At 60.9% G+C, this 17,868-nt stretch carries 14 protein-coding genes and 1 pseudogene; 8 read left to right on the plus strand and 7 right to left on the minus strand.

Going from position 1 to position 17,868, the window contains the following annotated elements:
- Positions 1-248: 248 nt before the first annotated feature.
- A complete protein-coding gene (locus tag G9X64_RS14980) occupies positions 249-422 on the minus strand; it encodes a hypothetical protein (RefSeq protein WP_171376827.1) in 174 nt (57 codons plus the stop codon).
- A gap of 351 nt (positions 423-773) precedes the next feature.
- On the opposite strand from G9X64_RS14980, the gene G9X64_RS14985 reads away from it, so the two are divergent.
- Positions 774-1,250, plus strand: a complete 477-nt coding sequence (locus tag G9X64_RS14985; protein WP_171376828.1) for an NUDIX hydrolase — start codon at positions 774-776, stop codon at positions 1,248-1,250.
- 101 nt (positions 1,251-1,351) lie between these two features.
- Here G9X64_RS14985 and G9X64_RS14990 read toward each other — a convergent pair whose 3' ends face one another.
- Positions 1,352-1,837 carry a MarR family winged helix-turn-helix transcriptional regulator gene (locus G9X64_RS14990; protein WP_171376829.1) on the minus strand — a complete coding sequence of 162 codons (486 nt, stop codon included), beginning with the start codon at positions 1,835-1,837 and terminating at the stop codon, positions 1,352-1,354.
- 199 nt (positions 1,838-2,036) lie between these two features.
- Between G9X64_RS14990 and G9X64_RS14995 the strand changes: the two genes are divergently transcribed.
- From G9X64_RS14995 to G9X64_RS15025, 7 genes are all read left to right on the plus strand, one after another.
- Positions 2,037-3,623, plus strand: a complete 1,587-nt coding sequence (locus G9X64_RS14995) for an AMP-binding protein (RefSeq protein WP_171376830.1) — start codon at positions 2,037-2,039, stop codon at positions 3,621-3,623.
- 41 nt (positions 3,624-3,664) lie between these two features.
- The gene (locus G9X64_RS15000) at positions 3,665-4,489 is read left to right on the plus strand and encodes a p-hydroxycinnamoyl CoA hydratase/lyase (protein WP_168313314.1); all 825 of its coding nucleotides are present in this window, start codon (positions 3,665-3,667) and stop codon (positions 4,487-4,489) included.
- 37 nt (positions 4,490-4,526) lie between these two features.
- Positions 4,527-5,633, plus strand: coding sequence for an NAD(P)-dependent alcohol dehydrogenase (locus G9X64_RS15005; RefSeq protein WP_171376831.1), 1,107 nt, complete (start codon positions 4,527-4,529; stop codon positions 5,631-5,633).
- Positions 5,634-5,654: 21 nt separating this feature from the next.
- A complete protein-coding gene (locus G9X64_RS15010) occupies positions 5,655-7,094 on the plus strand; it encodes a coniferyl aldehyde dehydrogenase (protein ID WP_171376832.1) in 1,440 nt (479 codons plus the stop codon).
- A gap of 424 nt (positions 7,095-7,518) precedes the next feature.
- A complete protein-coding gene (locus G9X64_RS15015; protein ID WP_171376833.1) occupies positions 7,519-9,447 on the plus strand; it encodes a diguanylate cyclase in 1,929 nt (642 codons plus the stop codon).
- Positions 9,448-9,529: 82 nt separating this feature from the next.
- On the plus strand, positions 9,530-11,824 hold the full coding sequence (locus G9X64_RS15020) for an FdhF/YdeP family oxidoreductase (RefSeq protein ID WP_171376834.1): 2,295 nt from the start codon (positions 9,530-9,532) through the stop codon (positions 11,822-11,824).
- Positions 11,821-12,105 carry a hypothetical protein gene (locus tag G9X64_RS15025; RefSeq protein WP_171376835.1) on the plus strand — a complete coding sequence of 95 codons (285 nt, stop codon included), beginning with the start codon at positions 11,821-11,823 and terminating at the stop codon, positions 12,103-12,105. The genes G9X64_RS15020 and G9X64_RS15025 overlap by 4 nt, the downstream gene beginning before the upstream one ends.
- A 10-nt stretch (positions 12,106-12,115) precedes the next feature.
- On the opposite strand, the gene G9X64_RS15030 is transcribed toward G9X64_RS15025, so the two are convergent.
- From G9X64_RS15030 to G9X64_RS15050, 5 genes and pseudogenes are all read right to left on the minus strand, one after another.
- On the minus strand, positions 12,116-13,114 hold the full coding sequence (locus G9X64_RS15030; RefSeq protein ID WP_171376836.1) for an AraC family transcriptional regulator: 999 nt from the start codon (positions 13,112-13,114) through the stop codon (positions 12,116-12,118).
- Positions 13,115-14,111: 997 nt separating this feature from the next.
- Positions 14,112-14,596, minus strand: a pseudogene (locus G9X64_RS37105) (Ldh family oxidoreductase); the annotation flags it as partial.
- A gap of 80 nt (positions 14,597-14,676) precedes the next feature.
- Positions 14,677-15,756: a quaternary amine ABC transporter ATP-binding protein gene (locus G9X64_RS15040; protein WP_168315889.1), complete on the minus strand. Its 1,080-nt coding sequence runs from the start codon at positions 15,754-15,756 to the stop codon at positions 14,677-14,679.
- Entirely contained in the window at positions 15,749-16,636 is an 888-nt protein-coding gene (locus G9X64_RS15045; protein ID WP_168315890.1) for an ABC transporter permease, read from the minus strand. Before G9X64_RS15045 ends, G9X64_RS15040 begins: the two co-directional genes overlap by 8 nt.
- 203 nt (positions 16,637-16,839) lie before the next feature.
- Positions 16,840-17,841, minus strand: a complete 1,002-nt coding sequence (locus tag G9X64_RS15050; protein ID WP_168313323.1) for an ABC transporter substrate-binding protein — start codon at positions 17,839-17,841, stop codon at positions 16,840-16,842.
- Between the last annotated feature and the right edge of the window lie 27 nt (positions 17,842-17,868).

Genomic DNA, 17,868 nt, shown 5'->3' on the forward strand with positions numbered 1-17,868 from the left:
TCAGGTTGGATAACGAGTAGGCCCCACGCCGACAACATTTTGCTCCTTGTCCGTAGTGAAAGTTCCCTTCGATTGATCCAATATTACAAGCACGTTGCCGAAAGGATCACAAACACGAGCACATCGCCCGATCGCGATGTCGAAGGGCGGTTCCACTGCCTTTGCGCCCGCTGCCAAAAGTTCTTGAAATGCCGCGTCTGCGTCATCAACGAGAATATCGGTCTCTGGACCAATACGAAGATGAACCACTAGCTCTGCGTCAGTTTCAGGCAACGCGAAGCCGGCGGATTCAGCATTCCGCCAGATGAGGGAATGGCCGAGCCGATCCCGATAAAGGATATGGCTTGCTCAAGATCGCTTACATGCAGCAGATAGTTGTCGAGTTTGCGGAACAATGGTTTTTTGGGGGCCTCGTAAGCCATTGCGGGACCTCGCGCAGTACAGCCGACTCACATCAGACATTACCCAAGATTATGCTTCCATGCGCGTTGTGCAACGGCTCAGCGACGGCTCGACTGATGTCCAGCTTCTGACTAGCTTGTATCGCGGGGACGGCAGCCATGGGCCAATGCCAGCCCTTGGCGCCGAGTACCCAAATATCCGCTTTCGCGTTGGGCGTCCTAGGAGCCGCCGGTCGGCTCCCGGCCCCGGAGCAGACTTTCATTGGGCAATCCGTGCTTCCGGTTTGCGCCGGAAGCGGACGTTATGCGCGTTGCGGAATTTCCTGTTATGCCAACCGACGACGCAAAGGATCATTTTGGAGGAGAGGGCGAGTGGCCGAAATTCCAATCCGTTGTTTTGGTGTATCGGTCGTCGTCATCCGCAAAAGAACGGCTGGGTATGAGGTGCTGCTTTTACGCCGAAATCACACGCTGGTTGGTGAGTGGTGCCAAGTGGCCGGCGGCATCGAGGACGGCGAGAAGGCCTGGGAAACCGCGTTGCGAGAGGTCCGTGAAGAGACGGGCCTGATCTGCGACTTTCTCTATTCCGCAGATATCTGCGAGCAATTTTATGAGGCTGATCGCAATGCCATCAGCATGCTGCCCGTCTTCGTCGGCGTTGTGAATGCCGAGCAGACAGTTTCTATCAACGATGAACACAGCGAATTTCAGTGGGTGTCATTTGCAGAGGCCATGGAGATGGTGCCGTTCGCTGGGCAGCGCCATGTTCTCAAACACGTCGAGGCGGAATTCGTGAATCGGGAGCCCATTGGGCATCTTCTCATCCATGAGATGTCGCGGAAAATTTAAGTTTCTTCGAAGCCTGTGACCGGTTTGGGCCGGGAGCGCTCATGATGCTTCTCGGCTGCAAGTGGGTCTGAACCCGGGCCTGCCGGGAAAAGCGACGGGTTTCAGTTCCCCTTGTAGATCCGCTTCAGCGCAGCCAGCAGCGCATCCATCTCATCGCGCGAAAACAGGTCGATGAAACGCTGCTCGTGCGAGTCGATCAGCTTGCGCGCCTGTGCGAGCATGGCGCGTCCCGCCTCGGTCAGATGAAGTTCCTGGCGGCGGCGGTCTGCCTGGGAAGGCCGGCGCTCGATCAGGTCGCGGGCTGCCAGGCGGTTGACGAGAGCCATCATGGTCGCGCGGTCAGTGCCGAGCGTATTGGCCAGGTCGATCTGCGATGCGCCGGTATTGACCGCAAGCAGCTCCATCACCGCGAGCTGTTTCTGCGTCAGCGCCAGCTCCTCCATGGTGTCGGCGAAGTCGCGATAGATCGCGACATGCGCCATGCGCAGATGAAAACCTAGGAGATCGCCGAGTCGGCCGACGTCGAGCGGCGGTGTTACGAGCGCCTCCTCGCCCTCGACATCGTCCTGCGGTACTTGCTTGGTCATTGTCCGTCTCGCCTGGTTCAGGCGCCATAACCATCAAAATCAGCGGGTTAGTCAATATCGCCGGTCTCGATTTCTCTCGCGCCCGTTCGAATGGGCGGATTGCCGCAAACGGCTCTTGCATCTCCGAAAAAAAATATTAGTATGTGTTGCATACAAAATTGGTGCCTGTTGTGGGAGCGGCGGGCATGGGAGGAAAATAATGGCGCATTCCTTTTCCGGGGTGGCTTCGTCGGCAGATTGCGGACTGATGAAGGATGATCCGATCCTCTACCGCGCCGGTGTCGCACCGGATCGTCGGGCCCTGTTCGAAATTGCTACCGGCCGGCAGCTCACCTATGCCGAGCTCGATGCGCGGATCGCCCGCTGCACCGGCTTCCTGACTGGTGTGCTTGGAGCGCGGCGGGATGGGGCGCGGGTCGCCATGCTGGCGCGCAACGCGGTGGATTCGATCGTGCTTGCCTTTGCCTGCCAGCGTGCCGGCGCCATCTACGTGCCGCTCAACTGGCGCCTCAGCGCCGCCGAGCTTCGGCCGATCCTTGCCGATTGCGCGCCGGCGCTTCTGGTTCACGACGAGGAGTTTTCGGCTGATGTGGCGCGCCTTGCGGACGCCGATCCCGAGATGGCGGTGATTTCGACGTCTAACGGTCCGGCCGGGCTCGCCGCCCGGATCGAGGCGAGCCTTCCGGCCGGACCGGTGTCCGCCGATGCCGATGGAGCCTGCGTCCTTCTCTACACGTCGGGCACGACGGGACAGCCGAAGGGCGTCGTCATCACCCGCCGCAATGCTTTTTTTGCCGCCGTCAATTTTTCCTTTGTCGGCGAGATCGGGCCTGAAACCGTCGCCCTGTGCGACCTGCCGTTCTTCCACACGATCGGGCTGATCGCTGTGGCGCGAACCACATTGATGCTGGGCGGCACGCTTGTCGTCTCCGACCGCTTCACGCCGGCGCGAACGCTCGCGGCACTTGCCGACCGGCAGCGTGCCATCACCCATTATTTCGCCGTGCCGCAGATCGCGCTCGCCTTGCGCAACGACCCCGCCTATAGCGCCGCGGCGCTCGCCGGCCTGCATGCGCTCTTCGTTGGCGGCGCGCCGCTGACGCAGGCGCTGATCGAAAGCTATCTCGATGACGGCGTCGCGCTTGTCAACGGTTACGGGATGAGCGAGGCCGGAACGGTGCTGCACGTGCCGATCGACCGGCGCGCGGTGCAGGATAATCCCGGCAGCGTCGGTCTTCCTGCGCCGTTGCTCGACATTCGCATCGTCGGCGAGGACGGCCGCGAGGTTGATGAAGGCGAGATCGGCGAACTCTGGCTGCGCGGGCCGGCGGTAACACCTGGCTACTGGAACAAGCCTCAGGAAAGCGCTGCCGCCTTCACCGAAGGCTGGTACCGCACCGGCGATCTCGGCCGCCGCGAAGCGAACGGCTTCTATCGCATCGTCGACCGGCTGAAGGACATGTATATCAGCGGCGGCGAGAATGTTTATCCCGCCGAGGTCGAAGCGGCACTCGCAAGTCATCCCGATATTCTCGATGCCGTGGTCGTAGGCATTCCCGACATCCGATGGGGCGAATGCGGCCTCGCCTATGTGGTGCTGCGGCAGGGTGCCGTGGCAACGGGCGATGACATCGCCGGCCATTGCGCGGCAAGGCTCGCCGCCTTCAAGCGCCCGGCGCGCATTCTCTTCGTCGAGGCCATTCCCCGCACCGCCTCCGGCAAGGTGCAGAAACATGTCCTGCGCCAGTTCCATTCCGACGAAACCCTTCAACGACAGGCCCTGTGACGCGGCCCCGGCATTCATGCCGAAACCCATGGAGTAACCTCATGACTGACATGCAATCGCCGGTTCTGGTCGAATTCGACAACGGCATCGCCTTCGTGACCCTCAACCGCCCGGAAAAGCGCAATGCGATGAATCCGGCCCTGAATGCCCGGATGCTCGAAGTGCTCGACGAGCTCGAGGGCGACGAGCGCTGCGGCGTCCTCGTTCTGCGCGGCGCCGGCGAATCCTGGTCGGCCGGCATGGATCTGAAGGAATATTTCCGCGATAATGACGACAAGCCGCGTGACATCACGCTGAAGGCGCGGCGCCAGTCCGGCAACTGGTGGGGCCGGCTGATGTATTTCGAAAGGCCGACGATCGCCATGGTCAACGGCTGGTGCTTCGGCGGCGCCTTTACGCCGCTGGTTTCCTGCGATCTCGCCATCGCCGCCGAGGAGGCGAATTTCGGCCTCTCCGAAATCAACTGGGGCATTCTGCCGGGCGGCAACGTCACCCGTGCGGTCGCTGAAGTGATGCGCCATCGCGATGCTCTCTACTATATCATGACCGGCGAACTGTTCGGCGGGCGCAAGGCCGCCGAAATGGGTCTCGTCAACGAGGCGGTGCCGCTGGCAGAGCTTGAAACACGGGTTCGCAAGATCTGCGCCAGCCTGCTCGAAAAGAACCCGGTGACGCTGAAGGCCGCCAAGGACACCTACAAGCGGGTGCGCAACCTGCCATGGGATCTCGCCGACGATTACATCTACGCCAAGCTGGAGCAGATGCTGTTTCTCGACAAGACCAAGGGGCGCGACGAGGGGCTGAAACAGTTCCTCGACGACAAGACCTATCAGCCTGGGCTCGGCGCCTATAAGCGCGGCCGCTGATAGCCGTTTACGAGCCGATCATCGGGAGGAGGAAGCAATGAAAATCCATGCTGCGGTGGCGCGTGCGCCGCATACGCCGTTTTCGCTGGAAAGGCTCGATCTGGAGGAGCCGCGCGATGGGGAAATCCTGGTTCGCGTCGTGGCGACAGGGGTCTGCCACACCGATATCGTCATGCGTGACCAGCATCTGCCGGTGCCGCAGCCGGTCGTGCTCGGCCATGAAGGGGCGGGCATCGTCGAGCGGGTCGGGCCGGGCGTTGCCAAGGTGGCGCCCGGCGATCACGTGGTCATGACCTTCAACTCCTGCGGCCATTGCCCGAGCTGCAACGATCACGAGGAGACCTATTGCCACGAATTTTTCCCGCGCAACTTCTTTGGTTCGCGCGCCGATGGTTCGAGCGGGCTCTCATGCGAGGGAGAGCGGGTTCACGGCAATATTTTCGGGCAGTCCTCCTTTGCCAGCCACGCACTGTGCCATGAACGCAATATCGTGAAAGTGCCAAAAGATGCAGATCTGGCGCTGCTCGGGCCGCTCGCCTGCGGCATCCAGACCGGCGCCGGCGCGGTCATGGATGCGCTGAAGATCGAGCCGGGAAAAGTGCTTGCGGTTTTCGGCATGGGCTCCGTCGGTCTTGCCGCCGTCATGGCGGCGCGGATCGTCGGCGCGTCACGGATCATCGCCGTCGACGTCAACGAGACGCGGCTGGCACTTGCAGCCGAGCTCGGCGCGACCGAGATCGTCAACGGCAAGGCGAGCGACGCGGTTGCCGCGATCATGGCGATGACCGGCGCCGGCGTCGATTATGCGATCGATGCCTCCGGCGTGCCCGCCGTCATCGACCAGTGCGTGCGGGTGCTGGCGCCGCGCGGCACATGCGGCATCGTCGGAGCCTCGCCGCACGGGGCGACGCTGACGCTCGACCTCACCCATATCCTGTCCGGCGGGCGCCGGGTCCGCGGCATCGTCGAGGGCGATTCCAATCCCGACGTACTGATCCCGCTGCTGATCGACCTGCATCGGCAGGGTCGCTTCCCCTTCGACAGGCTGATCACCTTCTATGATTTCGCCGACATCAACCAGGCGGTGGAGGATTCGGAAAAGGGCATCGTGCTGAAACCGGTCGTGCGCCAGCCGGCCGCCTGACACCGTTCAAGGGAGGAAACAATGAACACCGTCACCGCAATCGCCACCGATACCAGTCCCGATGCCATGAAGGCGCTGCTTAGCCGGCAAAGGGCGTCTTTCCTGCGGGAAGGGCCGCCGAGCATCGATACCCGCATCGATCGCATCGACCGCGTCATCGCCCTTCTCGTCGACCATAAGGATGCGATCGCCGCGGCCCTGTCAGACGATTTCGGCAGCCGCAGCGTCGAGGCGAGCCTGCTTCTCGACGTTTTCACCTGCGTCGGTTCGCTCAAATATGCCAAGGCCCATCTTGCCGAATGGCTGAAGCCCGAGCAGCACGAGGCATTGTTCCCGGACGCGGTGGCCGAAGTGGTCTATCAGCCGAAGGGGGTTGTCGGAATCCTCAGCCCCTGGAATTTCCCCTATCAGCTCGCGCTTGCGCCGCTTGCCGGCATTCTTGCCGCCGGCAACCGCGCCATGATCAAGCCGTCGGAGGTGACGCCGGCCTCGGCCGCCTTGATGGCGGAACTCATTGCCGGCGCCTTCGACGAAACGGAAATATCAGTCGTTCAGGGCGGACCGGCGACGGGCACGGCCTTTACATCACTTGCCTTCGACCATCTGATCTTCACCGGCGGAACCGCGATCGCCCATCATGTCATGCGCGCGGCGGCGGAAAACCTGACACCGCTGACGCTGGAGCTCGGCGGCAAGTCGCCCGTCATCGTCGGCCGCTCGGCCGATCTCGCAGACGCGGCGCGCCGCGTCATGACCGTCAAGGCCTTGAACGCCGGCCAGATCTGCCTTGCGCCTGATCATGTCTATGTGCCCGAGGAAAGCGTCGAGGCCTTTGCCGAACACGCGGTCGCAGCGATCGGCGCGATGTATCCGGCGCTGAAGGAAAATCCTGATTATACTTCGATCGTCAATGCCCGCCATTTCGCCCGCATCCAGGGACTGATCGACAATGCCAGGGCCAAGGGCGCCCGTGTTGTCGAGATCAATCCGGCGGCGGAGAATTTCTCTCAGCAATCGGCCCACCGCATGCCTCCGACCCTGATCCTCGATCCTACGGAAGAGATGCGCGTGCTGCAGGAGGAAATCTTCGGACCGGTGCTGCCGGTCCTTCCCTATCGCGATATTGCCGACGTCATCGATCGCATCAATGCCAAGCCGCGCCCGCTGGCTCTCTATTACTTCAGCCAGGATCAACAGGAGGAGGCCCGCGTCCTCGACAATACGACCTCCGGCGGGGTGACGGTCAACGACTGCATGAGCCACGTCACGGCGGAGGGCCTGCCCTTCGGCGGCGTCGGCCATTCGGGCATGGGCGCCTATCACGGCAAGTTCGGCTTCCTCGCCTTCTCGCATCCGCGCGCCGTCTATCACCAGAGCAGGATGGTGGAAGCGGAATACATGATGCGGCCGCCTTATGGCGAGGCGATGCGTGGCTTCTTGGCGGCGGCGATCTGCAAGTAGCCGAAAAAGCATTGGACGATGCCGTCAACAGCCGCGGCTGCTGACAGCGTGGATGGCTGCTTGCAACGAATGGCCCGATTGCGCAGGCTTATCCGGATAACGCTAGATTGTGTCATCAGGCTCCATGTCCAGACGCAGAGGATGCTGTTGTTATGCCCTATGCTTCGACTGCTAGCCGTTGGACCGCAGGGCGTTGCGGACATGATGTCTCCTGCCGACCCTCGGGCATGACCTTTCAATTCCGGTTTCGCCCACTTCTGATGTCGTAAATCTGGCAGCAGGCCTCTCTGCCCATAGCTCATCGTCGCGGCGGACGCCCGCTTTCCTGTCGTCGCGTTGCTGGCCACCAGCCTGGAGACGCAACTGCTGACGAATATAGGCTGACGGGTCTGCAGCTTAACGAAGCTCAAACCAGTGTTGCCCTATGATTGGGTCGGTAGATGTATTGGAACGTGGATCCAACGCGGTGAATGGCATCTGGACGCAATTCGGTGGCAACCTGTCATTCGTGTGCCTGGCGATTTCGCTCTGGGCGCATTTCTCGATCCAATTTCAGAGTCGTTCGGTCATACAGGAAAAAATCGCCTTCGGAATCATAGCCGGCGGTGCTTCCATCGGATCCATATTGCTGGCCGTCGAAGTCAATCCCGGCATCTATATCGACATGCGCTTTTCGCCGCTTGCTTTGGCGGGTATGTTTGGCGGACCGATCGCAGCGGCTTTTGCCGCTGCGCTGGCAATGGCCTTCCGCTTCTGTGTCGGTGGTACGGCAATGATCGATGGCCTGATCGCAATTGCTGTCGCAACCGGGATTGGCCTGGCTGCCAATGTCTGGATCCGGAAGAGATCTGCCGAGCTCATGGACGTTGCGCTGCTGAGCCTCGCGCTCGGCGCTGCACTTATCGTATTGATGGCGGTGCTTCCCACACTGGTCCACGCCCGCGTATTGGCCATCATCGGTTTTCCTATGACCGTTTTGAATTGCCTGGCGACGGTGCTGTGTGGTTTCGTTCTGTTGAAGACGCAGCAATGGGAGCTGGAGCGGAGCATCTTGGTGACCGCGTTTTCGCAGTCGCCCGACTATCTCTACGTGAAGGACAGAAACAGCCGGTTCATCACCGTCAATGAAAATATGAGCCGCCTTTTTCGTTTCAGAACCACGGCGGAGATGACCGGATTGTCGGATTTCAATCTTATATCGCGGCCGCGCGCCGAAGAGTTTTACTATCTCGAACAGCAGGTCATGGACACCGGGGTGCCTCTGATCGACTCCATCGAGCGCGTCGAAGGCAGATACCTGCTCGCCTCCAAGGTGCCGCTGAAGGATAGGCAGGGGCGGGTGATCGGCCTTGCCGGCGTCACGCGCGATGTGACGGAGCGGACCGCCCTGGAGCGGGAATTGCGCAAGAGCAAGAACGTGCTGTCACATGCGATGGCCGGCATGTCCGATGGCATCGCCATGTACGACAGCAAGGGTTTCCTCGTTTTTTGCAACGACCAGTACCGCACCGCCTTCCCGCTATCTGCGGACGCCCGCGTGGTTGGCGCGCATATCAGCGACATCCTTCGCCGCGTCGTCGAAACGGGCGAGCGCACCGGCATCCCGGACAATGACCGCGAGGAGTGGATCAAGGCCGCCAGCGCGACGTTGCACAGCAACAAGGACGAGGAGGTTCAGCTTCACAACGGCGACTGGCGTAGCATCCGGACAAGGCTAGCGGAAGACGGCACCGCAATGGCCGTTGTCTCCGACATCACGGCGACCAAGCAGGCGGAAATCGCCCTCAGGCTATCGGCGGAGCAGATGAAGAACCTCGCCGAGACAGATGGACTGACCGGCATCGTCAATCGCCGGGCCTTCGACGAGGCTTTCGCGCGCGAGACCGCAGGCAGCGCCAGGAAAGACACGCCGTTCAGCCTTCTGATGGTCGATATCGACCGCTTCAAGGCCTATAACGACACCTATGGTCATCCCGCCGGAGACCAATGCCTGCGTGTCGTCAGCAGGTGCCTGCGCCAGTCCGTCAGCCGGCCGGCAGACATCGTCGCACGCTATGGCGGAGAGGAATTCGTGGTTCTGCTCCCCGCGACCAGTGCGAAAGGGGCAATGATCGTGGCCGAACAATTCGCGCGTCTCCTAAGCCAGGAGAATATCGTTCATTCCGGCAGCGAATTCGGACGGGTGACGGCCAGTATCGGCATATCCTGCGCGACGGGAGCCACCTTGAGGATCAACCCGAACCGCCTCCTGACCGAGGCTGATGCGGCGCTCTACGACGCCAAGACCCAAGGCCGCAATCGCATCCTGGCACATTCGCCCGAGGAGCGGCACTCCATGAAGGACGTCGGTTAGATCGAATCCTTGATAGGTTTTTCCTATCGAGCCATCGCGCGTGCGCCCTTGATCTTTTCCCGGCTTCGACAATACAGGGCACATGGACACAAAATTCATTGGTAAGAAATCGGCGGCAGCCGGCGGCTGGGGCGCTTTGAAGAGCTGTGGGAAGCGTTTGCTTCAAAGCGGCATGCCGATTTCAGGGGCGCGGACGATGCTGAAGGCGAACCAGCCGGATGGATTCGATTGCCCGGGCTGCGCATGGGGCGATCCGGAGCACGGATCCTCGTTCGAGTTCTGCGAGAACGGCGTGAAAGCCGTCGCCTGGGAGGCAACGGAGAAGCGGGCCACGCCCGCCTTCTTCGCGGAAAAGACTGTATCGCAGCTTCGCCGGTTGACCGACTATGAACTGGAACTCAATGGCCGCCTCACGCATCCGATGCGCTACGATGCGGCGAGCGACCGTTACTTGCCGGTCGCATGGGAGGACGCTTTTGCCGAGATCGGCAGCATTCTGAGGGGTCTCGATAGTCCCAACCGGGCGGAATTCTACACGTCGGGCCGGGCGAGCAACGAGGCCGCCTTCCTGTACCAGCTGTTCGTGCGTATCTACGGCACCAACAATTTTCCCGACTGCTCCAACATGTGCCACGAGGCGAGCGGCATCGCCATGCGCCAGGCGGTCGGTGTGGGCAAGGGTACCGTGTTGCTGGAGGATTTCGAGGAGGCCGACGCGATCTTCGTGATCGGACAGAACCCGGGCACCAATCATCCGAGGATGCTCGGCGACTTGCGCCGGGCGGCGATCCGCGGCGCACGCGTCGTCGTCTTCAATCCCATCCGCGAACGCGGCCTGGAGCGCTTCTCCGACCCGCAGGACAAGATCGAGATGCTGCGCGGCGGTTCGACCGATATCGCCAGCCTTTATCTGCAGCCGCAGCTCGGCGGCGACATGGCCGCGGTGCGCGGGATGGCGAAGGCCGTTCTGGCTGCGGAAGACGCAGCGGTCGCCGCCGGCCTGCCCTCCGTTCTCGACCATGCATTTCTCGCCGAACACTGCGCGGGTTTTGCAGAATACCGGGCAGCGGTCGAGGCGACCAACTGGGCAGAGATCGAGGACCAATCGGGATTGAGCCGGCAGGAGATCGAACGGGCGGCCGATGTCTATATCAGCGCCGAGCGGGTCATCTGCACCTGGGCGATGGGCGTGACCCAGCATCTGCATTCCGTGGCGACGATCCGCGAGATCGCCAACTTCATGTTCCTGCGCGGCAATATCGGCCGGCCGGGTGCCGGCCTTTGCCCGGTTCGCGGCCATTCCAACGTGCAGGGTGATCGCACCGTCGGCATCAACGAAAAGCCATCGGACGATTTCCTCGATGCGCTGGAGAAGCACTTCCGCTTCACCGTTCCCCGCGAACATGGCCACAATGTCCTTGCCGCGATCGGAGCGATGCTCGACGGCTCGGCCGAAGCCTTCATCGGGCTTGGCGGCAATTTCGCCCGCGCCACCCCCGACAGCGCACTCGTTGAAAAGGCGCTGCGGCGGCTGAAGCTGACAGTGCACATCGCCACTAAACCCAATCATTCACATCTCATGCCCGGCGAGGCGTCCTTCATCCTGCCGTGCCTCGGGCGCACCGAGATGGATATGAATGCGGCAGGCAGTTCCCAGCTCGTGAGCGTCGAGGATTCGATGAGCATGGTGCACGGGTCAGCCGGCATCAATCGTCCGGCCTCGCCGCATCTCCTCTCGGAAGTCGCCATCATTGCCGGTATTGCACAGGCGACGGTCGGCTCCGCGGTGGTCGACTGGGCAGAGCTTGCCGACGACCACGACCGCATCCGCGATCATATCGAGGCGACCATTCCAGGCTTCGAAAACTACAATGCGCGCCTGCGCAAGCCCCGCGGTTTCCACCTGCGCAACACGGCCGCCCATCGGCAGTGGGATACGCCGGCAGGCAAGGCGTCATTCTCTTCCGAGCCGCTTCCGGAAGAGACGGTGCATCAGCGGGCGCGAAAGGGTGAGGGGCGCTTTGCCCTACAGACCTTCCGGTCGCACGATCAATACAATACGACGGTTTACGGCCTCGATGACCGATATCGCGGCGTTTACGGTGAGCGGCAGGTCATCTTCATTCATCCAGCCGACCTGACGGCGATGAATGCCGAAGCCGGTGACCGGGTCGACGTGGTCGGCGAGCATGATGACGGTGTCGAGCGTATCGCCGAGAATTTCCGCTTTGTGCCCTATGACATTCCGCGAGGAAGCATAGCGGGTTACTATCCCGAACTGAACGTGCTCGTGCCGCTTGGCAGCGCAGGCAGGGAAAGCGATACGCCCACCTCGAAATCGATCATGGTGTCCTTCCGCCGGCGAAAAGCCGCGTGAACGAAGAAGCGTCCGACGTCGATCGGTTTCTCGCTCTCGTCGCTGCGGCGCAAGGCAGGGATAACAGGCTGACATCCATACAGGCCGGTCTTCTGGTCACCGCGGAATTGGGGATTGCGGGTGACAGCCGCACCTTTGCGCGCATGCTGGGGATCGCGCATTCTCTCGTGCTGAGGGAACTCAACGCCCTGGCGGAACACGAGGGCGTGCTGCAGATTGTCAAGCGCGATCCAAGGACGATGAGAGTGCATTACAAATTGCCGCCGGGGGACGAGACCTAGACCCCTTGCGTTATCGCCGGATCACCCGCTTCCTGGTGTCGGAAGGGTATTCTCCGTATGTGTTTTTATAGACTGCGGAAAATCGGCCGAAATGAAAGAAGCCCCATTTGAGGCAGATGGCCTTCATGGTGTCCTTGCTCTCGGGATCGAGCAGATCCTGGCGCGCCGCACGCAGACGAAGGCTCAGCAGATAGGCGGCGGGAGAGGTTCCCCTGAAGGCACGAAAACCGGTTTCGAGCGCCCGGCTGGATACGCCGGCGGCTTCGGCGACCTTCAGCATGGTAATCGGCTGATTGATATTGGCGTGCATGAATTCGATCGCCCTGCGGACATGCCGGGGCGCGATCAGGGCAGGGCCGTTCTCCAGGAAATGCGACAGCCGGTGCGGTACCAGGCGCACGACCAGATCGGCGAGCGCCTGCGTCATATGCGCCATGGCGATCGGCGACTGCAGCAAGGGGCCATCGTCGCGCATGCCTAAGATGATCGTTTCCGTGAGATTGCCGATCAACCGGCCTTCCGGCTTGGACAGATCCAGTTCGGGCAGCAGGTCGAGGGAGCCGCTGAACGGCATCTCGAAAGTCTGGCCGATCGTCTGCAGGATGACAGGCCAGTTGATCAGCAACTCGTCGATGACGTTCGATCGCCCATGCATGATGACGCTGTTGGGCTCGAAATTGTTATAAAGAAGCAATTTTCCTTGTCCGGCCTCGGCGATGCGGGATCCATAGGCTACCCCCATGCCGCCGCTGCGCGGCACGACAATCGACAGATACTCCGACGTATCGACGGTCGGCTCGATATTGAACTGAAACTCCGCCTCATGGTAGCCCGTGAGCAGGACGGCCTTGTCACAGACCGAGAAATCCAGTCCCCAGTGGAAGTCCTGGGCGCTGCCGACGGGCTCGGCATCAAATGCGCCAAAAGCGCCGCCCAGCGTTTCGACCATGTTGTCGAAGGACGAACCGCTAAATCGAAATGAGAATGGCGCAGTGCTATGTTCCGTCATGCTGCTCCCGTTGTTCGATGTGGCTGTTTCGACATGCTCTTCTCCACCGCTCGCAGGTGCGAGTGCGACACGCGGCCGGCGAGAGTGTCGGATTGGTGCGCGTACCTCTGCCAGGGCAAGTCGCCATGGATGGTCGTCCTGCGCCGCGGCGCTTCATCAGAGCCTGCAGACGGCATGGATGAGCGGCCTTGGATGTATATTAGACGATTGTTGGATATAGTGCGGCAGCTTACAGCGGAGCAGGTGGATCTCCACGTGAGACTGGCATCGAGATCAGCGGTTTGTGCCGGCTGATGCAGGTCGAATTCGGGCATGGTAAAGGTCAAAAGACCAACCCGTTGAATACATTAGTTCCCATCCAGATCAGGAACTGACAGAACCCGCGGCCATTGGCAAGACTTCACGCTGTCGGCGATGACGACAACCCGCTGATAAAACGATTACGCTGAAGGAGCAATTTTACGGCTGTCTCCGCCACGCCACAGGTTCAACCGCGGCGATCTTGCCGAGATGTGCATCATCTGAAGCTTATAGAGAGCCCTCAATTCCAGAGCCGCGCAGTCGCCTGCCGAAGGTTCTATAGTGGACCGCTTAAAGATGGCCTTCGGCAGGCTGACAGGCATACAGGCATACGCACGGGATGGAGTGCGTATGTATGATCCCTTCCATCCTTTGGGGGTGATGGATGGACGGGTTTGGCTTCAGGACCGCAAACCATCATGGCCTTGGTCGAGATTGATCTTACTGTTCCTTAGCTATGGAGCAATTGTCAGGCCCCGATATTGTCGGCCGAGCGGCTTTTCGTGACGCAGTCTGGACTGATCTTGCGCAAAGTGTATATCAAGCCGCTCCCCTGAGGCCGTCTGTTCCGCGCAATGCGCTGCGCAAAGTGGATAGAGATCTTTAGTTTCTCATTTAGCCGAATGAGGACATCTTGGGCATGGCTCCGCATTGGTCCGCACTGCGCGCGGTCCTTCGGCTTGGTAAGGATTTGCTTTCACTGAAGGCACAAGCGGCCGATCGTTTCGAGCACCGCTGCGTCGACTTCGAGACTATTGGTTTCTGCGATGTGTGCGGACATCGCTCTGTCGCCGGGGATACGGACTCCCTTGGAGCGCAGCCGCTCCAATTGGGTCTTGGTTCGCTCCTGAAAATCCGGATCTGCGGCTGCAGGAAAGAGCGCGATCACGGTCATTCCGGCATTCACCAGATGCTCGCCTGAGAGAAAGTGGCCCGCATCGAGCGACCACGCCGCTCCGGAGAGACCCGCGGAAAGCATCTCGACGAAAAGGGCGATATTGGCGCCCTTATAGCCGCCGAAGGGAGGAGCGCGCCGAGCATCGCCTTGACTGGATCGGTGGTGATTGCGCCGGTCTCGTCGATGGCGATGCCGTGAGGGATCGGCGACTGCGCCTTTGCTGCCTCGGCAAGGGTTATGAAGGCCGTGGCACTCGTCGCCTGGTCGATGACGACGGGCGGCAAGGTCAGGCGGCCGACTTCTCAGTTCCGGAGATGGCGACGCGCCTCGCCAACGAAACGGAAAGACGGCCGCATTTGGAGCGTCAAAGTGCGACCGAGAGGGGGCTGTCGCGTCGGGGAGCCACCTCCTGCGAGTTCACCATCGCGCCCGCGAGCTGGCGGAAGGTGACAAGCCCCAAGGCTTCCCCGGATGGTGAGACCACTCTGGCATCGTCGTGTGCCGCCGATGCCAGGATCCGGACGGCGTCTTCGACGGTCGTGCCTGATGCGATCGTCAACCCGCTTGGCACCGCACCGGAATGCAAGGATGTCATGATGGCATCGACCTGGATGACCCGGCCTCGATTGACCTCCTTGACGAAGTTGGCGATGTAGGCGTCGGCCGGACGCAGAACGATGTCCTGGCTGGTGCCCTGCTGGATGACTTCGCCATCGCGCAGGATCGCAATCTGGTCGCCCAGCCGAAGGGCCTCATCGAGGTCATGGGTGATGAAGACGATGGTCTTCTTGATCTCCTTCTGAATGTCGAGAAGGACCGTCTGCATATCGGTGCGGATCAACGGATCGAGCGCCGAATAGGCCTCGTCCATCAGCAGAACCGGCGCATCGTTCGAGAGGGCTCGTGCCAGGCCGACGCGCTGCTGCATACCGCCCGATAGCTGGTTGGGATATTTGCTCTCGAAGCCCTTCAGCCCGACCCGCTCCAGCCAGCCCATGGCGACGTCGACGGCTTTCGAGCGCTCCATGCCCTGCACTTCGCGGCCGAAGATGGTATTGTCGAGAACGTTCCGGTGCGGCAGAAGCGCGAACTTCTGAAACACCATTGCCGTCTGGTGCCGGCGAAACGTCCGCAATTCGGTCTCGTTCATTTTCACCACATCGACGCCGTCGACCAGCACTTCGCCTGATGTCGGATCGATCAGACGGTTGATGTGGCGAATGAGCGTCGACTTGCCCGAACCCGAAAGGCCCATGATGACCTGGATGCGGCCCGAGGGTATCTCGACATTGATATCCTTCAGGCCCAGCACGTGGCCGTGCTTTTCGTTGAGCTCGGTCTTCGACAATCCCTTTTGGACGGCATCGACATGAGCGCCAGGATTGGGACCGAAGATCTTGTAGAGGTGGCGGATCTTGATGCCGCCGAAACGATGATCAGCCATGGACGATCTCCCGATGCTTCTGGAGCCGCTTGCCATACGCCTGGCTGACCCGGTCGAAGATGATGGCGATGCCGACGATGGCAAGGCCGTTGAAAATGCCCAGGGTGAAGTACTGGTTGGCGATGGCCTTCAGAACCGGCTGGCCAAGGCCCTGGACGCCGATCATCGAGGCGACGACCACCATGGCGAGCGCCATCATGATGGTCTGGTTGATGCCGGCCATGATGGTGGGAAGCGCCAGCGGCAGCTGGACCTTGAACAGCTTCTGCGAGCTCGACGTTCCGAACGCATCGGCTGCCTCGAGCACGTCCTTGTCGACCAGGCGGATGCCGAGATCGGTCAGCCTTATCATCGGCGGGATGGCGTAGATGACGACGGCAATCAGTCCCGGCACCTTGCCGATGCCGAGCAGCATGACGACAGGGATCAGATAGACGAAGCTCGGCATGGTCTGCATGACGTCGAGGATCGGATTGATAACACGCTGCAGCCGGTCGGAACGCGCCATCAATATCCCCATCGGAATGCCGATGGCGATGGAGAGCACGGTACAGACGAAGATCATCGAGACCGTCCGCATCGTATCGTCCCACATGTCGAAATAGCCGATCAGCAGCAGTGTGACGAGACAGCCGAAGACGATCTTCAGGTTGCGGCTCGCAAACCATGCGATGACAAGGATGATTGCCGTAATGATCGGCCACGGCGTCTGCGTCATGAAGCGGTCGGCGGCGATCAGGAAATGCTGCAGCGGGGAGAAGAGGCTTTCGATCGCGTCGCCATAGGTGCGGGTAAATGCGCGAAAACCGTCATCGATCGCCTTCTTCAGATTGCGAAGGGCGTCGTCATCCATATGCGGGAATTTATAAAACCATTCCATTCGGTTCCCCTTTTTCTTCAAAGAGCCGTGGCAGTCTTTTTGATTTTATCGGCAGCGAGAGGCGGCGCGCATTAAGCGCACCGCAGTAGTCAGCGTTAGAGCATGATGCCGAAAAGTGTGAGCGGTTTTCGGACGACATCATGCTCTCACTATTTAACTTAGAACAGGATTCAGATTTTAGGCCGAACAGGCCTCATCCTGTTCTAAAGAGCAGCTTCGATCTTCGTGGCTGCCTCAGGCGAGACCCACTTGGTCCAGAGGTCCTTGTTTTCTTTGAGGAAGTGCTTGGCACCGTCTTCGCCGGTCGCCTGGTTGTCGGTCATCCAGGCCATCAGCTTGTTGACGGTGTCGTTGCTCCAGGAGCGCTTCGTCAGGTAGTCCATGACTTCAGGGCCGACCTTTTCCGAGAAAGGCTTTGCAACCAGGGTGACGATCTTGTCGACCGGCCATGCATTCGGCTTCGGATCGGGGCAATCGGCGACGGTATTGCAGCGCTTCCATTCGGCGGCGTCGTTCGGCACACCGGCTTCCAGCTTGACCATCTCATACTTGCCGAGCAGCGCGGTCGGCGCCCAGTAATAACCGGCCCAGCCTTCCTTGCGTTCGTAGGCCTTGGAGATCGAACCATCGAGGCCGGCAGCCGAGCCGGTATCGACGAGGGTGAAGCCGGCCTTCTCGGCTTCGAAGGCCTTGTAGAGCTGCGTGGTCACCACGGTGCCGCCCCAGCCCTGCGGTCCGTTGTAGATGGCGCCCTTCTTCGGATCCTCGGGATCGGGGAAGAGTTCCGGATGTTTCAGCACGTCGCCGATGGTCTTGATGTCGGGATGGGCGTCGGCCAGATATTTCGGAATCCACCAGCCCTGCACGCCGCCATCGGGCAGTGGAGAGCCGACCTGGACGATCCGGCCTTCTTCCGTTCCCTTCTTGACGACGTCGGGGAGCAGGTCGATCCAGGCTTCCGGCGCGATATCCGGCTGGCCCTTTTCGGCCATCGAGGTAATCGTCGGGACGGTATCGCCGACGGTGATTTCGGCCTCACAGCCATAACCTTCGTTCAGGATGAACTTGTCGAGGTTGGAGAGAACCTCTGCACTCTGCCAGTTCATGCTGGCGATGGTGACAGTGCCGCATTCGGCGGCGCTGGCGAAAGATGCCCCGCCGATCAGGCCGAACGTCAGGCATGTCGATGCGAATAGTTTTTTCATTCTCGTTCCCTCTGTTTAGCGGCCGGT

This window comes from Rhizobium sophorae, assembly GCF_013087515.1.
Lineage (GTDB): Bacteria > Pseudomonadota > Alphaproteobacteria > Rhizobiales > Rhizobiaceae > Rhizobium > Rhizobium sophorae.